This window comes from Niallia tiangongensis (assembly GCF_044704065.1).
GTDB classification, from domain to species: domain Bacteria; phylum Bacillota; class Bacilli; order Bacillales; family Cytobacillaceae; genus Niallia; species Niallia tiangongensis.
Genome location: NZ_CP162613.1, coordinates 4,119,990 through 4,135,497, shown reverse-complemented (window position 1 = coordinate 4,135,497; position 15,508 = coordinate 4,119,990). Strand labels below are relative to the sequence as shown.

10 protein-coding genes and 1 pseudogene are annotated in these 15,508 nt (G+C 30.3%); 10 read left to right on the top strand and 1 reads right to left on the bottom strand.

The annotated features are described in order from the left end of the window. Nucleotides 1-120: 120 nt before the first annotated feature. The 7 genes from AB3U99_RS19735 (at nucleotide 121) to AB3U99_RS19705 (ending at nucleotide 9,187) form a co-directional block, all read left to right on the top strand. Nucleotides 121-711 (top strand): hypothetical protein, encoded by a 591-nt coding sequence (locus AB3U99_RS19735; RefSeq protein WP_400243396.1) that lies wholly within the window; start codon nucleotides 121-123, stop codon nucleotides 709-711. Nucleotides 712-726: 15 nt separating this feature from the next. Next, nucleotides 727-1,740 (top strand): SDR family NAD(P)-dependent oxidoreductase, encoded by a 1,014-nt coding sequence (locus tag AB3U99_RS19730; RefSeq protein WP_400243394.1) that lies wholly within the window; start codon nucleotides 727-729, stop codon nucleotides 1,738-1,740. Between the two features lie 26 nt (nucleotides 1,741-1,766). After that, nucleotides 1,767-4,625, top strand: coding sequence for a 6-hydroxymethylpterin diphosphokinase MptE-like protein (locus AB3U99_RS19725; RefSeq protein ID WP_400243392.1), 2,859 nt, complete (start codon nucleotides 1,767-1,769; stop codon nucleotides 4,623-4,625). A 56-nt stretch (nucleotides 4,626-4,681) separates the two neighbouring features. Further along, nucleotides 4,682-5,623: a methyltransferase domain-containing protein gene (locus tag AB3U99_RS19720; protein ID WP_400243391.1), complete on the top strand. Its 942-nt coding sequence runs from the start codon at nucleotides 4,682-4,684 to the stop codon at nucleotides 5,621-5,623. Continuing rightward, nucleotides 5,623-6,645, top strand: coding sequence for a class I SAM-dependent methyltransferase (locus AB3U99_RS19715; protein ID WP_400243389.1), 1,023 nt, complete (start codon nucleotides 5,623-5,625; stop codon nucleotides 6,643-6,645). The genes AB3U99_RS19720 and AB3U99_RS19715 overlap by 1 nt, the downstream gene beginning before the upstream one ends. Then, nucleotides 6,642-7,790, top strand: a complete 1,149-nt coding sequence (locus AB3U99_RS19710) for a glycosyltransferase family 8 protein (RefSeq protein ID WP_400243387.1) — start codon at nucleotides 6,642-6,644, stop codon at nucleotides 7,788-7,790. The genes AB3U99_RS19715 and AB3U99_RS19710 overlap by 4 nt, the downstream gene beginning before the upstream one ends. A 98-nt stretch (nucleotides 7,791-7,888) precedes the next feature. After that, complete coding sequence (locus tag AB3U99_RS19705) at nucleotides 7,889-9,187, top strand: glycosyltransferase family 2 protein (protein ID WP_400243385.1); 1,299 nt, start codon at nucleotides 7,889-7,891, stop codon at nucleotides 9,185-9,187. An 89-nt stretch (nucleotides 9,188-9,276) separates the two neighbouring features. Here AB3U99_RS19705 and AB3U99_RS19700 read toward each other — a convergent pair. Continuing rightward, nucleotides 9,277-10,631 (bottom strand): annotated as a pseudogene (locus AB3U99_RS19700) (IS1182 family transposase). 170 nt (nucleotides 10,632-10,801) lie between these two features. Here AB3U99_RS19700 and AB3U99_RS19695 point away from each other — a divergent pair. The 3 genes from AB3U99_RS19695 to AB3U99_RS19685 all read left to right on the top strand — a co-directional run bounded on the left by AB3U99_RS19695 (nucleotide 10,802) and on the right by AB3U99_RS19685 (nucleotide 15,507). Continuing rightward, nucleotides 10,802-13,162 carry a hypothetical protein gene (locus AB3U99_RS19695; RefSeq protein ID WP_400243383.1) on the top strand — a complete coding sequence of 787 codons (2,361 nt, stop codon included), beginning with the start codon at nucleotides 10,802-10,804 and terminating at the stop codon, nucleotides 13,160-13,162. A gap of 90 nt (nucleotides 13,163-13,252) precedes the next feature. Beyond that, nucleotides 13,253-14,626, top strand: a complete 1,374-nt coding sequence (locus AB3U99_RS19690) for a glycosyltransferase family 2 protein (protein ID WP_400243381.1) — start codon at nucleotides 13,253-13,255, stop codon at nucleotides 14,624-14,626. Next, nucleotides 14,623-15,507, top strand: coding sequence for a glycosyltransferase family 2 protein (locus tag AB3U99_RS19685; RefSeq protein WP_400243379.1), 885 nt, complete (start codon nucleotides 14,623-14,625; stop codon nucleotides 15,505-15,507). The genes AB3U99_RS19690 and AB3U99_RS19685 overlap by 4 nt, the downstream gene beginning before the upstream one ends. Nucleotide 15,508: the final 1 nt, after the last annotated feature.

Here is a 15,508-nt window from a genome sequence, read left to right as displayed (position 1 = left end):
TTTTTTGCTCTGATTATTCCTCTATATATATTCTTCCAGTATTTATCTTCTTTTTGTTATTCAATTTTTTGCAATAATACCGATATAGTATATAGAATATGCTTTTGGGAGGTCTACTAAATGGAATTGCATTTATCCAATGAAATACTTATCTATGAAAATAGTGTCGAAAATATAGATATACTTATCCAAAAAATTAACGAGGACTTAGAAAACAATAAATTATTTTTTAGTCATTTAATTATTAATGGAAAAGATGCTTATAGTGATTTTGAAGATAAGCTTATGGAACAAATCAATACGATTGAAAAGATAGAATTGGTAACAAAAACAATTAATGAATTTATTAACGACCTAACAGTTTCACTAAACGAATACAGTATACGTGCCATTCCTAGTATTAAACAGCTTACAGAGCAATTTTATCAATCTCCAACGGAAGAATCATGGGGAATGCTTCAAGATTTATTAGAAGGGTTAAACTGGGTGTATAGTACGATAAAAAGTATGTGTAATATGGAATTAGATGAGTATAAAGAAAATCTTTTGATAATAGCAAATCATTTAGAAGTAGAATTGCCAAACTTGCTAGATGCAATGGAGAGTAATGATTTTATCTTAATTGGGGATATTATTTCCTATGAAATTCTTCCACAATTTGAAGCAATTGTATCGATTACGGAAAAGACATTTCAATTTATAAATAAATAGAAAAGAGTTAATAAAATGGATAATAATCTATACTTTAATAAAAAGATTTTGATTATTGGCGGAACAGGAACAATAGGCAAACAGCTTATGATGGAGTTACTAAAATGTGAACCGGAAGTTGTTCGGATATTTAGCAGAGATGAATATAAACAATTTGAACTGCAACAAGAGATGGGGAATCTATCGAACATTAGATACTTAATTGGTGATGTAAGAGATCAGCAGAGATTATTAATGGCAATGGAAGATATTGATTTTGTTTTTCATTTGGCTGCTATGAAACACGTTCCTGCTTGTGAATATAATCCATTTGAAGCAGTGAAGACAAATGTCATTGGGACACAGAATGTCATTCAAGCAGCATTAGATGCTGGTGTGGAAAGAGTCTTGTTTACAAGTACAGATAAAGCAATAGCTCCTACCAATGCTTACGGTGCAACGAAACTAACAGCAGAACGACTAATTTCCGCTGCGAATTATCAAAAAGGACCAAAAAACACTATTTTTAGTTCCGTTCGATTTGGGAATGTCATGGGGTCGAGAGGATCTGTTATCCCATTATTTAAAAAACAAATTATGGAAAAAGGGTATGTGACTGTCACAAATAAAGAGATGCTTCGTTATATGATGACACCAACGCAAGCAATATCATTAATGCTAAAAGCGAATGCTATCGCATACGGCGGTGAAGTTTTTGTTTTGAAAATGCCGGTCATACGCTTGCAAGATTTAGTGGAAATCATTGTGGAAGAAATGGAGAACCAAAATAGCTCCAATAATAAAGTGGATATTAAAGAGATTGGATTGCGTCCTGGTGAAAAGATGTACGAGGAATTAATGACCGAAGATGAAGGACGAATGGCATTAGAAACAGATGACATGTATATAATCAGACCTTCATACGGTGCGACAGGAGAAGAATATCCTAACCTAATGACTCCTACATACCAAAAAGTGCATCCACATGAAGAAGCAGTGATACCAAAGGAAATATTAAAAACATGGATACTAGAAGAAAATCTACTTTAATATAAGAATTGATTGGAGGGACTCATATGACAGGAGATAAACTAGCTGTCCTCATGAATATGTTTCCTTATTTGCACAGTTCCTTAAGTGCTTTGAAAAATGAGACGGATGAAAATAAAATCGAAATTCTAAAATCAAAAATTGAAAATGCACCTACACTATCTGTAACGATGGAAAATCGATCATACTATCTTCACAGTAAATACGATCCTAATAAAGAAGCAGAAGTTCTAATAGATCGTTATAGGGATGAATTGGATAAGTATGATCATGTTCTATTTTATGGTGTAGGACTAGGATATCATGTAGAAACATTAGTAAAGAGATATCCTAATATGAATTATTCCCTGTTTGAACCAGCACCTAACGTATTTAAACATTTTCTTGAATCAAATAGATTAGATACTTTGGATTTAAGTCGTTTGAAAAATGTCTATATTGATACCGAACAAGATGATGCGAAAGATTTTTTAATAAATATAACAGGAAACATGCAAGAGAGAATCATGCTCATAGCATTACCAAGCTATGAGAGAATTTTTGAACAAAAGTATAAAAAGTTTACGGAAGATTTTAAAGCTGCTGTCACAGCAAAGTATGAAAGTAATTATATTGACAATAAATTTAGTGCTCGATGGACGTTGAACAGCTTGCTAAATTTGCCAGTTACCTTAACTAGCCCCAATATCTTAAGTGGCTTTGAATCGGTATTCAAGGATAAACCACTAATTATTGTTTCTGCTGGACCTTCATTAGAAGAGGAATACGAAAATTTAAGGGCAATAAAAGAACAAAAGACAGCATTTATTTTTGCAGTAGGATCAGCCAATAAAGCACTCATTGCAAATGGTATTATTCCCGATGCTGTTTGTACATATGATCCTCAAGACATAAACTATTCGGTATTTACAAAAATGCTTGAAAATGATGTGATTAATGTCCCGATGATTTATGGGACGAGTGTAGGTTTTGAAACGCTTAAGCATTATCCGGGTCCTAAGCTTCATATGATAACGTCTCAAGATACTGTTACACCATATTATATGGGAGATTCAGCTCAATACTTAAAGCAAATTAACGATGCACCAACTATTGCTGCAGTTACATTGCAACTTGCTTGCGAATTAGAATGCAATCCTGTCCTTTTGGTTGGGCAAAATTTAGCATTAAAAGGGGAACAACGTTATTCTAGTGAAATTGAGAATGAAAAGGAAAAAAACGAAGAGAATCATGAAAACTTTGTAATGGTAAAAGATGTACATGGCAACTTAATAAAGTCTACTAAAGGATTTATTAATATGAAGACTTATTTAGAGCAATATATATCTTCTTATAGAAATATTGAAGTAATAAATACTACAAATGGTGGAGCAGCTATCGATGGAACTATATATCAGTCATTAAGCGCAATTATGCAAGAAAGATTGATGAAAGAAGTAGTACCAGAAGACTGGCATAAGAAACAATTAGTTACTGAAGATAAAATGGATAAAAACCTTTATAGGCTAGGCAAAATGGAAGATTCGATAGTACAATATTTGAAATTACAGGAAAGGGTTATAAAAAATTTCTCGGAAATCGAAGAGTTAGCTGAGAAAAAGCAAGTAAGAAAGCTAGATAAAGCTATTAATCAATTGAATAGTAACATGCAAAAATTAACTAATAATGATTTTTATAATGTATATATTCTTCCTATAAATAGAACACAATATCAAGCATTGATTATAAGAGCTACTGAAATTAGAAAAACGGGGGATATTTATCAGAAGGCTAAATTAGTGATAAATGCATTTCTTCCGTATGTTATGCAATGTAAACAAATAATCAATCAAATTATTGGAAGTATCTATAATGTACATTTACTACTTGAAACAAGTGCAAAACAGCAAGATTATAAGTTTTATGCAAGTGATTGTGGTGTCTTTCATTTTCAAGGAGATTGGAAAAAGGAAAATTATGCACCGAGCACTACAATTGATTATCCTGTGAAACAAATGGTATCTAAAGGGAATTCTCTCATAGAATTTAAGTTTACAGGAACAACATTTAAGGTTTTTGGATCAAAAGGTAAACTCGGTTCAAAAAATATTGAAATAACAATAGATGGAAATATTAAAAAGTTCTCATCTAGCATAAGTAATAACGATAATCTTTATGTAAAGAAAATAAATGAAATGCTTTTCCAAGAATCAAATTTGGAAAATAAAGAACACCATGTGGCTATAAAAGTGATTGAAGGTAATCACTTTTATTTTACTGGGGTGGAGATAGAGCGAACAGGAAGATTATTTCATATTAATGAAGTTACTGATATAAATACAATAAAAATTGGTGAAAGAATTCGCTGTCATTATGCTGCTAAATATAACAAGGTAGGGCTATTTGAGGGATTAGGCGAAGAAACAGGATTATTCCTTCCGCCAGAAGCCTCTGCATATCCGGATGGTGATTTTTATTTTATTATGGTGGATGAAATAGATGGCAAGAAAAAGTTGATTGCTGATCGGAATGTGCAACATAGTATTTCATGGTCTGAGCTTGTTAATTCTTTGAGTGATAATAATTTGTTAACAACTTCCTTTAATGGTTCTGTAAGATTAGTGACTGGAGGAACTTATGAAAAAGATATAAATAGTGAATGGGTAAAATATATAGGTAATTGTGATAAAAGTAGTGAGCATAATTGGAATATAATAGATGGCTTAGTAACGGTATGTAGTAAAAGTCTTTCTAGTCATGATTCAGAGTATATTACTAGAGGAAGATTTAAGAGAAATAATAAGTGGGTCGGCGAAAATGGTAATGCATTTGATCTAGCGAATATTGAGAAGTATCAAAATTTCAATTATCCAACTAATGGGTTTAGACCGTTAATAAATAGGTAGTAAATAAAGCCATTTAATCTATTATTAAGTTAATTTATAAAAAGGGGTTTAAAGAAATGAAAAAAAAAGTGATACTTTTTGGTGCTTCCAAATTAGGTCAAATAGCAAAAGAGTTATTAAGTAGCCAGTATGAAGTTATTTATTTCTGTGACAATAATCAAAGTTTACATCAAACTTATATAGATGATATAGAAATTATTAGTCCAGATCAATTAAGAAGTCTCTCTTTTGATGAGATTATTATTAGTAGCACTTACCATAATGAAATAAGTGACCAATTAATCGTTATGGAAATTTATAATTTTCAAATTTTTAATTATACTGTTTCAAAGAATATAAAAGCAATTAATGCTAAGTCGATGAAAAACTTATCGGAGAAAGAGGATAATGATATTAAAGAATATTATGATTTAATGTCAGACTATGTGAATCAGTATCATATTATGGGAAACCAAAGACTTGATTATATAAAAAAGAGATTAAATTATTTAGTGAAACCGGGTTTTGGAGTTTTGGATTTAGGTTGTGGAAATGGGATTACAACAGATTATATTAGTAAATTAGGGGCTACTAATGTAATAGGTATTGATTTATCCGATAAGATGATACAAAGTGCTAAAGAAAAATATGAAAAACTTGATTTTCGAGTAGGAGATATAACTGAAATTAATTTGGGAGCAAAATTTGATTTAATAACTCTTTTTGATGTTATGGAACATATACCTCGTTCTAAGTATAATAATTTATTTAAAAGTGCAAAAAAACACTTGAAAGATAATGGCACGATCTTTATTTCTATTCCAGATCCAGTGTTTCTTGATTACTTAAGAATAAAATCACCAGAAGAGCTTCAAATTATTGATAATAGTATTGAAATGAATGAATTATACGAATTGTGTCATTTAAATGGTTTAGAAATAGTAATGTTTAAACAATACAAAATCGGTGATTCTGATTATAACGAATATACGATAGTAAATAAGAAGGAATGGATTTAATGGAAAAGTTAATATTATTTGGTGCTTCTCAACTCGGACAAAGTGCATACTATTTTTTAAAATCTAAATACCAAATCATTGGTTTTGTTGATAATGATAAATCAAAATGGGGAAGAGTATTTGAATCTTTGCCTGTTTTTTCTCCAGATAAGTTATTAGAATTTAAAGATGTTCAAACTATAATTACAAGTTATTATGTTAAACAAATTAGTGAACAGTTAAGAGCAATGGGAATTAAAAATTATTGGATTTTTAATCCAGTAGTGGAAAACACTAATTTAAAAAACAGTAGATTATTATCTGATAAATTTCCAAAAGTTAATTTGGGTAAGTTTATTGAATCAATTAATCAACCTATAACTATTAAAGACCTATCCTTTTTGTCGGGAGGATCAACTCTGCTAGATTACTTTTTTTTAAAAGCACTGATGTTGAGATTAGACTTAAATGTTTATTTAGAGATAGGAACCTGGACAGGGGAAAGTATATCGGCAATCTCTGAAATTGCGGAGCACTGCTATAGTGTCTCATTACCTGATAATGATGAGAGATTGATTAATGTCTTTGATAAATACTGTAATAAGAATAACTTTAGCCGTTTTTTTTCAAAAAATATAAACAATGTTACTCACTTTGAAGGAGACTCTGCTATTTTTAATTATTCCGATAATATCAAAAAGAAAGTGGATCTAGTTTTTATTGACGGAGATCATTCATACCAAGGTGTTTATATAGATACGAAGAAAATTTTTGAATTCACGGGTTATGAAGACACATTAGTTGTTTGGCATGATTTCCGAACAAACAGGAATAAAATTGTAGAGACTACTGTAGAAGCAATCTTAGATGTATTACCTAAACAGTATCATAGTAATTTATATTCTGTTGATAATAATTATTGTGGTATCTATATACCAGAAAAATATAAGCCGTTATTTTCTTTTAGTGAAGATCCTAATGAAGTATACTCTTACGAAGTGAATCTCTTTCCAAAGATCAATAGATTGAAAAATATCAAATGATGGATAAAATAAATCTAGTCTTTTCGGTAGATAATCAGTATAGTCAGCATTTTGCAGCAGCTTTAACTTCATTGTTAGTAAATAATGTAGAGTCATCTAGACTAAATATTGTTGTAATTGATGGTGGAATAGAGGAAACTAAGAAGAAACTTATTACTGAAATAGTAGAAAAATATAACGGAGTAATTTCTTTTAAAAAAATCAATAGAAACGAGTTTAATGGTGCAAACCTCGAAGGTCATATTTCGGAAGCAACCTATTATAGATTAATGATTCCAGAATTATTTTCTGAGGATATAAAAAAGGTTATATATTTAGACTGTGATATTCTTGTTCGAAATGACATTACGGAATTATGGAATACAAACATCGGAGATTTTGTTGTTGGGGCAATAAAATTTAATGAGTATGATGGCTACGATAAAATTGATATTCCGAAAGGTGCACCTTATTTTAATGCTGGTGTATTAGTTATAAATTTAGATAAATGGAGAAAAGAACAAATTACTAGAAAATCATTTGAATATATAAAGAATTATCCAGAAAAATTAATAGCACATGATCAGAGTATATTGAATTTTCTTCTATATGATAAATGGTTTCAAATTAATTATAAATGGAATTTAAGAACACAGTTATTTTCTTTAGATTATAAAACTGCTGGGTTTGATAACAAAAGAGTATTTGAACAAATAATAAAAAATCCTGCTATTCTTCATTTTACAACTGCTTCAAAACCGTGGCACTATTTAAATAATCACCCTTTTAAAAAGGAGTATTTTTACTATCTAGACAAGAGTGCTTTTCCATATGTAAAGTATCCTGAATTAGATTCTTTCCTTTCAAAAGAAATAGTTATTTTTGGCACAGGTGAAAAGTCAAAAGTAACTACTAACTTACTTGAAAAATTTGAGCTTGAGGTTTCTTTTTATCTTGATAATGATGAGAAGAAGTGGGAACAGTTGTTTTTAGGGAAACATATTTTACCACCTTTCACTATTGTCGATAAACCGAATGAAAATAATAGGATAATTATTATTGCTAGTCATTTTTCTGATGATATAAGCGAGCAACTTATAGAAATGGGATTTGAAAATAATATAGATTTTATTATGGATATTTCTACAATTTACACATTAATTTAGAACTATTCTATATTAATTCAGTTTTCTATTCTTGTAGTTAAGTTTTTAGGATACCATTTTTTATCTTTTATTAATGTGAATTAAAAAGGAAGTGTGATATGAATACTCCAAAGGTCAGTGTTATAATGCCCTCATATAATTGTGCTTTATATATTACTGAAGCAATTGACAGTGTATTAAGTCAGACATTTAAAAATTTTGAACTTATAATTGTAGATGATGGATCTACGGATAATACCATAGAATTAATCGAAAACTATAATGATAAAAGAATCATATTAATAAAGAATGAAATGAATCGAGGAGTAGCAACTACAAGGAATATAGGTTATAAAGCTTCAAAAGGGGAATATATAGTTATTTCTGATTCAGATGATATTAACTTGCCGATGAAGTTTGAAGAACAAGTGAATTATTTAGATAATCATGAAGATATAGATATAGTAGGGTGTCATTATCAGCATTTTTCTGAATTGAAATACTTACAGAAATGGGCGTTTTCAGATGAAAACGAGTATATAAAAAGTATGAGGCTTTTCTGGAATGAACAAGCCCCAGCCTCGATGTTCAGAAAAAAGAAAATCGAGAGTTTAGGATTATTATATCATGATGAAAGTTATCAAGCGGCAGTAGATTCCGAATGGTTCAGCAAGATGCCTAAAGAAATTAGATTCACTAATATACAAAAAGTGCTTTATTTGTACCGTAGACATACTAATCAAATGACTCAAGAGGGAGTTCAAAATACTCAATCAAAATTTGTTGATAAAATTAGAGAAAATATGATTGTTAATACGGGGATAGTTCCTTCACAATTTGAAAAAATAATTCATTTTACATTATGTGATTATACTAGTGTGGAACGATACCCAGATTTACCCTTTATTGAAATCAGAAATTGGGCTGAGAAATTAATCATTGCAAATGAAGAGAGTAAATTTAATGAAATAAATATTTTTTCAAAATTAGTTGCTAGAAGATTCTTTGAACTATGTAATCACTTTTCCTATCAAGGAAACAAGGTCTGGAATGCTTGGGAGGAATTTAAATATAAACATCTGTTAGATGAGGAAGTTAAGTTAATACCAGATGAAGTTATTTTGAAACTATTAAAAAATAAATCAGTAGCTATTTTTGGAACATTACGAAGTGCTTATATTCTTTTATACAGATTGCAAAGATTAAATTTAAATATTTCCTATTTAATCGATAATAATTTGGAAAGCAGTATAACAGAGATAGATGGATATTCAGTTTATAGAATAGATGAATTAAATAGGAAACCTGTTGATATTGTAATTATGACAGTTCAGTCTAATAATAGATATTTGTTAAAGTCATATATTCAGACCAATCATAAAAAAATTAAAACATTATTAATTGAGGATTTTATTTAAAAAGATAATGATTTAATAAATGAGTTAATTTCATAATTCGAGCTTTTAAAGAAACACAGACTTACAGAATTTTATCTCCTATAAAATTTTTAAGCTGCTTGTTGCTTACTTAACTTACGGTTAATCCTATCTGCTCCTAACTTGGAAGCATTGTAAACAAGCGTTACGAGATCAAAATGGACTTTCGCTCTTTTCCCAGTACGATAACGAACATTATTGAGCTGGAAATAACCTTTAAGATAGGCATTTACTCGCTCAACCGCTGTACGTCGTTTAAAGATGGTTTTCCAAGTTTTTGATCCACGGGCTGGTGCGGTATATCTTCTAAGATCGGTTGTGATTTTTACTTTGTATACTTTCTGGCAAGACCATCATTCGCTAACGGACAGTCTTTACACTCTTTTGGACGTGTATATTTTAATGTTTCATACTGATGATCAAAGCTATCGTAACGGTAAGAATGCTCTCGAACACATGTAGGGGCGAAGTGCTTATCAAATCCAATAGGTTCGGGTTCATTCCGCTTATTATAAGCAATCACAGATTGATGCCCCATTCGATGAATTTGGGTATAAATCGCTTCAAAATCATAACCTGCATCCATTGTTTGATAACGCATGGAAGGAAACAAAACGTGTTCGTGAAGTCCTTTTAATAAAGGGATTGCAGCTTTTCCATCATTTAAATTAGCGGAAGATAGAAGAGATTGAAAGATATACTGACTCTTTGTCCCTACAGCTAAATGAGCTTTGTAGCCATACCAAAAAACATTTTTTCCTTGGCTGTTTTTCTTGATTCCCCATTGAGGATCTTGAGGAATTTCAGCTCGAAGTTCATCCAGAGGAATATCTAGTTGTTCTTCTATTTTCTTGTCATAAAGTGGAAGGTTGGCTTCCTGTTCTGCTTTTTCGATAAGCCATTGTTCACGCTCTTCTTTTGATTTACGTCCACGTTTTTTCGGTTCCGATTTTGGCTGTTCTTCCTTTGGAGGTGCTGCATCTTTGGCTAGAACATGAGTGGCATCAATGGCAACCGTGTCATCCTCCACAAAGCCCTCTGAAATGGCTTGATGGAGCAGTGTTCCTTGCACATTTTCAAGAACATCGGATTCACAAAGAACAGTAATCATTCTAGAATAAGCTGCTTCTGAGGGGATAGAGTCTGAAACTAAAAACCCACAGTCGAGACGAAAGATCATGTCATATTTTAACCGTTTCACTAAATCCTTAATAAACGGAATTCGCTCCGTAATTCTAGCGATGAGCGAATAAATCATCGCTGCATAGTTTAGCCCAACAGGCCTTCCAAAACGCGATTTCTTCGTTACCACAGCGAAGATCGGTTCGATGTCAATGGTAGAAAAAACAGCTTCAAACCGTTGGGTAGGTTCTAAATGATATAATTCTTGTAGGTCAAATAGGCTTCCTTGTCGTATAATAGTCATAGGGAGTCTTCCTCCAGTCTTATTAGTTTGTGTAGTGCTTACTAAATTCGACATTTTGGGGAGGTACTCCTTTTTTTGTGTCTCTGAGACCTTGAGACTCTAAGCGTTAAATTTATGAAATTGATTCAAATACAATAAAAATGTATTATTTTTTACAGAAAGGATGAAAAGTGATTAAAGATTTATGGAGAAAAGATGAAAGTTTAAGTAAATTAGAACATGTATTAAAGGATGCTGATGCTGTTTCATTTGATATATTCGATACATTGCTCTTAAGAACTGTATCTGATCCTACTGATTTATTTATAGAACTAGGGAAAATATCAAAAGAAAAGGGATATTTTAAGAAGGATACAACAGAATTTGAATTTCAACAGATTCGAATATTATCTGAACAGCTAGCACGAAAGAAGAAACGAAATAATTCTAAAGATGCAGAAGAAGTTTCTATTGATGATATATATGAGTTAATACCAGATAATATGTTTATTAAAGATGATATAAAAAGATTAGAGATTGAATTGGAAAAGCAGGTATGTTATGTAAATCCTGTAATTAATAGTTTTGTAAATTATTGCGTAGAAAAAAATAAAAAAATCTATTTAATATCTGATATGTATTTATCACATAATCAAATACAGGACATCCTCTTATTTAATAATTTTGATATAAAAAAAATAAATAAGATTTATGTTTCATCAGAATATTTGGTAACTAAACACGAAGGAGCTTTATTTAAAATAATCAGCTCAGAACAATATTTGTCATACGATAAATGGATACATATTGGAGATAATGAAATCGCTGATGTTAAACAGCCTAAAAAGTTGGGAATTAGGGGATATATTTACAACTCAAAAATAAGAAATGGTTTATTTCAATATGAAAAGATAATGTATGGGAACATTTTACCGGAAATTTTCAGTTTAAGGAAAGTTATCAATAATTTAAAAATAGATATCAATGAAAATGAAAAGTTTTGGTATAAATTAGGAACGGGTGTTCTGGGCCCGTTTCTAAGTTTATTTGCAGAGTGGATTCTAGATATAGCAGAGAGAGAAAATATTCAACAAATTAGACCTTTTATGAGAGAGGGAATCTTGTTAGAAAAAGTGTTGAAACAAGCGGCATTTAAAAGAGAGTTAAAAGTAGATATTTCTTGTTTATTTGTCTCAAGAGAAGCAACGACTTTTCCAAAAACTTATGATATAGAGAAGGAATATGTAGATAGTTTCTTTGATAACAATAGAAGAGGGATTACTGTTAAGGATTTTTTAGAAAAGTTTAATCTTGGAAACTGGGAAGATGAATATAAAGAATATATGGAAATAGAATTGCATGAAACAGAAAAGATTAAGAAAAATAAACTAAACTTAAAAGAAGAGCTAATACTGTTATTAACAGATAAAGAATCAGCAAAAATTTCTTCTGATTTGCAAAGAAGAAAAGAGAATTTTGGTAAATATTTAGAGCAAGAAATTGATTTATCTAAACCTTTTATAACAGTTGACTTGGGTTTCAGAGGTACAATCCAAGAAAATATAGAGACTATGTTGGTGGGAAATAAGACAAAACACCAAAGTATACATCTGATTGCTATGGGTTCTGAAGAGGTTAAATATAAACTTCAAAATGGAATTGACATTAGGGGATTTATTGCAAATGCTGGATATAATTTAAGTTACGTAAAGCCAATATTAAGAGAACCTAGTATAATAGAACAATTGCATATGAATGAAACTGGTTCAACATTATATTATGAGACACAAAATGAGAAAATTGTTCCTGTTCTTGATAATAACCGTATCCCAATGGATGAAATAAAGAAGAAAAAAATGTGTCAAAATGGAGTTTTAGAATTTAATAAATGTTTCTTAGAATTATTATATTCTAAGAAACATCTAAAACAAAGATTATTAGAGAAAAGAGAACAAATAGGGCAATTAATATCAAGGATATATAATTTACCTACTCATGAAGAAGCATTCAATTTAATGAACTTACATCATGACGACAATTATGGGTCAAAGCGTGTAAGTACCTTATATAATGAAGAATTACTGCAACAATTAGACTTATTGGGTATTGAAGGATTTCTAAATAGTAGAAGATTTAAGCATATACCTTGGCCAGAGGCAATAGTAACACTAAAATATCCTAATAAATTATTTGTTAACACGGTGCTAAAAAGTAGTCATGTACCTCCATATACATTAGAAACCTTGGAGGTTGCAAAAAAATTAGATTTTCAAAATATAAAAGAGGTAATTATTTATGGGGCTGGGGAAGTAGGTCATAGATTGATTGAGTCTTTGAGATTCTTTAATATTAGTGTGCTTGCTTTTATTGATAAAAATGAACTTTTATGGGGCGACGTTATAGATGATGTTAAAATTATATCTATTGAAGATGCAAAGGAAATTAAATGCCAATCAATAATAATAGCATCATTTGTATTTGTAGATGAAATAAAGCAACGGATAAGTGAGAATTTTAGAGGCGCAGATATATATACAATCGATATATTATAAGTAAGATCTTGTATCAAGTTAATATTATGGGACAAGCAGATAAAGGGCTAAAATTTTGCAAAATAAAATAAAATAAAAAGGAGAAATATTTTGAGTAAAGCAATAGCAATTGTGATTTGTAATTGGAATAAAAAGGATGATGTTTTGCTTTGTATTGAATCGGTACTCAACTCTTCCTATCAAGATTATGATTTATATGTAGTTGATAACGCCTCAACGGATGGTTCTGTTCAAGCAATTGAAGAAGAGTATTCAAATCGAGTAAATATAATAGTAAATGATGGAAATTTGGGAGGTTCAGGTGGATTTAATACAGGAATAAAACATGTATTACAGAGAGGATATAAGTATATACAATTACTAGATAATGATGTAATTATTGATAAAGAAGCTATCAATGAAGCCTATCTAGTTATGGAAAAACATGAAGAGATTGGTGCAGTTGGTGCTGAAATTTATTTGCAAAAAAATCCAAACAAAGTATTTGAATTTGGATCAATCATAGATTGGATGAAATATGATATAGATATTTTGCCTAATAGGGAGAATAAAAACGTAGGTGTTTATGGAAGGGATATAAGTGAATGCGATTATGTACCTGCTTGTTTCGCAATGATCAGGACGAAAGTTATTCAAGACATAGGAGTTATGGATGAAAGTTGTTTTATATATTGGGATGATATTGAATGGTTTTTTCGAATACAAAGAAAAGAATATAAAGTAGTTTGTAATTCTAAATCTAAAGTATGGCATAAAGCGGGTGCAAGTGAAATTGTAAATACGTTTGCAATATACTATTTTTGGAGAAATAGAATAAACTTTTTCTTAAGAACTATTGATGATAATAAATTAATATTATTTACAGACCATTTAATAAAAGAAATCAGTCAAGCTGTGTTTATGAGTAATTTAAATGAACAGCCTAGTATTGGCAGAACTATTTTATTTGCTTTGGAAGATGCAATTAGTAAGAAAAGAGGGAGAGCTCCAAACGGTAGGATTGTTGAAAGAGAGTTAAGAAAAGATAAACTTGTGTCACACTTACAAGATAAGCACAAGATTATTATTAAATCTAATGGCGAAATGAATCTTTTAAGATCTATTTTAGAAAAAATAAAATCGATTAGTTGTGATATAGAAGTAAATATGTATTCTCAGGATAAACTGGCAAAGAGTATAAAAAAGGAATATCCAAAAATAAAATTAATTGATGTCGAAGATTTAGCATTATTTCAAATATCTTTGGTTAGCCATATATTGGAAATAGATAAGAAGAAGTCGTCAAATTTATATATTGATCGATATCAACATGTAATTTCCGAATTTGAAATTTATTCAATCGAAAAAGAATATAATAAATATACAGAAATCATGAAATCCATATATAAACCAGTATTATTACAGCGCTTCAAAGATTGGAGAGTTAACCATTCGTTACAATTAAAAGGTATGGTTAACAAATGAACCCACTAGTATCAATAGTCATGCTCTCTTGGAATAGAAAAGACGATGTGAGAGAAAGCTTAACTAGAATTCAGGAAATTAATTATGATTCCTTAGAAGTTATTGTAGTCGATAATGCTTCCACAGATGGTACACAGAAAATGCTAGAGATAGATTTTCCTCATGTTCATCTACTGAGAATGTATAAAAATGTAGGAATAGAAGCATATAATATTGGTTTTGAAAATGCAAACGGAGAGTTTATCGTCATTATTGATGATGACTCTTTTCCTGAGCAAAATTCCATACAACGAATGGTAGACCGCTTCAATGAGGACTCCGAACTTGGAGTGGTAGCTTTTGATGTCCGGAACTTTTATCAATATGATGAAACAGAAAATACTGTAGGGTCTACAGATAAAATAGAGGGAAATCATTACATAATGAGCTTTAATGGTGCTGGGGCTGGTGTAAGAAAATCAGTTTTTAAACAAGCTGGCTATTATCCAGAAGAATTCTTTCTCTATCATAATGAGTTAGATGTTGCTTATCGAATTTGGAATAATGGATATAAAATCCAATCTTTTTCAGATATTGTTTCTTATCATAAATATTCACCAGTAAATCGTAGTTCGTGGAGAGCACCATTTTATTATACAAGAAATGCCTTTTGGATTATGTGGAAAAACTACCCAATAGAAATTGCTATTCGAGAAACGTTGTTTTTCTTGCAGAAGTGTATTTATTATTCACTTGAGCAATCAACGACTATTTACCTGAAAGCTTTTCTATCTGCAATTTTTGGCATTAATCAAATAAAAGATAAACGGAATCCAATTAAAAAGGAAATAGTACAAAAAATGCGAGCTTCTTTAGATTTAGCCTTTACTTTTTATCGATAGA